Source organism: Microbacterium sp. Kw_RZR3 (assembly GCF_029222405.1).
Lineage (GTDB): Bacteria > Actinomycetota > Actinomycetes > Actinomycetales > Microbacteriaceae > Microbacterium.
The window spans coordinates 1-1,730 of the sequence record NZ_JARHXC010000232.1 but is presented as its reverse complement, the minus strand read 5'-3'; the positions used below and the strand labels follow the sequence as shown (position 1 = coordinate 1,730).

Annotated in this window: 1 protein-coding gene; it reads left to right on the top strand. The window is 73.1% G+C overall.

Translation table 11 applies throughout. The features are described from left to right. Positions 1 to 32 precede the first annotated feature (32 nt). Positions 33 to 1,730, top strand: a 1,698-nt coding sequence (cydD, locus tag P2P98_RS13190) for a thiol reductant ABC exporter subunit CydD (RefSeq protein WP_345799722.1), incomplete at its 3' end; no start/stop codon positions are given.

Here is a 1,730-nt window from a genome sequence, read left to right as displayed (position 1 = left end):
TCGTTGTCGTGAGTGACGTGGGAGCAGAGAAGATGCGTCCCGTGGACCCGCGGCTCGTGCGCTACGCCACGGCCGCCCGCGGGTTCCTCGTCATCACCGCCGCGATCGTGCTGGCGCAGACCGGCGTGATCGTCGGTTTCGCGTGGGCGTTGACCTCGGCGCTCGTCGGCGCGATCGGCGGGCGACCACCGGCGGACCTGTGGGGATACGTGGGGGTGGCGGCATCCCTGGTCCTCCTGCGCGGGCTGCTGATCGTCGCGTCGGAGCGCGTGTCGGCGCGCGGAGCGGCGGTCGCCTCGCTGCAGCTGCGTGAGAAGCTCGTCGCCGCGGTCGCCCGGCTCGGCCCCCGGTGGCTGGCCGGGCGCAACACCGCGTCGCTCGCGACCACCGCGGGGCACGGACTCGAGGCGCTCGACGCCTACTTCGGACATTATCTTCCGCAGCTCGTCGCGACCGCGATCACGATGCCGATCCTCATCGGGGCGATCACCCTCGCCGATCCGCTCTCGGGCCTCATCGTGGTCCTCACGATCCCGCTCATCCCGATCTTCATGGTGCTGATCGGACTGGCGACCCGTGCCGTGCAGCAGAAGCAGTACCGCACGCTCGGGAGGCTCGCCGCCCGCTTCGCCGACACGGTCGAGGGTCTGGGTACGCTCAAGGCGTTCGGGCGTCAGCACCGTGCCGCCGACACGATCGAGACCGTCACGCGCGACTACAAGCGCGAGACGATGACGGTGCTGCGCGTGTCGTTCCTCTCGGGCTTCGCCCTCGAGTTCTTGGCATCCATCTCCGTCGCGATCATCGCCGTGACGATCGGCTTCCGGCTCCTCGCGGGCGACCTCTCGCTGCTCGTCGGCCTGTTCGTGCTGCTGCTCGCGCCCGAGGCCTACCTTCCGCTGCGCCAGGTCGGCGTGCAGTTCCACGCGGCGTCGGAGGGGGTCGCGGCCACGGGCGAGATCTTCGACGCCCTCGATGCCGCCCGGAAGACCCCCGCCCCGGATGCCGAGACCTCGGCGACCGGGTCGACGGTGGCGCTGCGCGAGGTGCGTGTGCACCGCGGAGTGCACCGGATGCCGACGGTGTCGCTGTCGGTGGGACCGGGCGAGATCGTGCTCGTGACCGGCCCGAGCGGAGTCGGGAAGTCGTCGCTGATCGCCGCGCTGCTCGGGTACGCCGAGCATGACGGCGAGGTGCGCGTGGGTGGCGAGGCCGTCTCCCACGCGCGCGCCGTGGTCGCGTGGGCGGGACAGCGGCCCGGACTCGTGTCGGGCACGGTCGGCGAGAACGTCGCGCTCGGGTCGACCCTCGATGCCGTCGCCGTAGCGCGAGCGCTGGCCGACGCGGCCGCCGACATCGATCCGGCGACGCCGCTCGGCGCGGGCGGATCGGGCCTCTCCGGTGGGCAGGCGCAGCGGGTCGCCGTGGCCCGAGCGCTGTATCGCTCACGCATCGCCGGTGCGCCGGTGCTCGTGCTCGACGAGCCCTCGAGCGCCCTGGATGCCACGACCGAAGCGCACCTGTGGACGACCCTGCGCCGTGAGGCCGACGCCGGTCGCGGGGTGCTGCTCGTGTCGCACCGCCCGTCCGCGCGGTGGATCGCGGATCGCGTGGTCGAGCTGCGTCCCGCTGCCCCCGAGCCCGCACGCGAGGTCGGGCTCCACCCGACTTACCCCGAGCCCGCGCGCGAGGCCCTCGAGCCCGCGCGCGAGGCCCTCGAGCCCGCACGC